Annotated in this window: 1 protein-coding gene; it reads left to right on the plus strand. The window is 67.1% G+C overall.

Annotation, left to right across the window (positions count from 1 at the left end):
* On the plus strand, positions 1-1,034 hold a 1,034-nt coding region (locus tag A5753_RS07765; RefSeq protein WP_231990035.1), incomplete at both ends, for a condensation domain-containing protein.

A 1,034-nucleotide genomic window follows, 5' to 3' on the forward strand; every position in this document is an offset into this window, starting at 1 on the left:
CGGCACAGTTTCGATCTGAGCAGCGAGATCTTGTTGCGGGCCACACTGTTTCGCCTCGGCCAAGACGAGCATGTGTTGGTGGTGGTGGTCCACCACATCGCCGCTGATGGCTGGTCGATCACCCCGCTGGTGGCCGATCTGGGCACCGCCTATGGCGCCCGGTGCGCCGGCCACGCCCCGGATTGGGCGCCGTTGCCGGTGCAGTACGTCGATTACACGCTGTGGCAACGGGCCAGTTTCGGGGACCTTGAGGATCCGCACAGCCGCATCACCGCCCAGCTGGACTACTGGCAACAGATGCTGGCCGGAATGCCCGAGCGGCTGGCGTTGCCCACCGATCGGCCCTATCCGGCGGTGGCCGATCAGCGCGGGGCCAGCGTGACGGTGGACTGGCCGGCCGGGTTGGCCCAGCAGATCGCGCGGGTGGCCCGCGAACACAACGCGACCAGTTTCATGGTCCTGCAGACCGCGCTGGCGGTGCTGCTGGGCAAGCTCAGCGCCAGCGCGGATGTGGCGGTGGGGTTCCCGATCGCCGGGCGGCGCGATCCCGCCCTCGATGAGCTGGTCGGGTTTTTCGTCAACACCTTGGTGTTACGGGTCGATCTGGGCGCCAATCCCACCATGGCCCAACTGTTGGCCCAGGTCCGCACCCGCAGCCTGGCCGCCTACGAACACCAAGACGTCCCCTTCGAAGTCCTCGTCGAACACCTCAACCCCACCCGCAACCTGTCCCACCACCCCCTGATCCAAGTCATGCTGGCCTGGCAAAACCTCGCCGCGGAGCCTGCGGCCGCACTGAGTTTGGGTGACCTGCAGGTGACGTCGCTGCCGGTGGACACCCAGAGCGCTCGTATGGACTTGACCTTCTCGCTGGCCGAGCGTTGGACCGGGGACGGTGAGCCCGCCGGGATCGGCGGAACGGTGGAGTTCCGCACCGATGTGTTTGATGCGGCCACCATCGAGGTTTTGATCGCCCGGTTGCAGCGGGTGCTGGCGGCGTTGACCGCTGACCCCACCCAGCACCTGTCGGCGAT

The organism is Mycobacterium sp. 852002-51971_SCH5477799-a (genome assembly GCF_001667145.1).
Lineage (GTDB): Bacteria > Actinomycetota > Actinomycetes > Mycobacteriales > Mycobacteriaceae > Mycobacterium.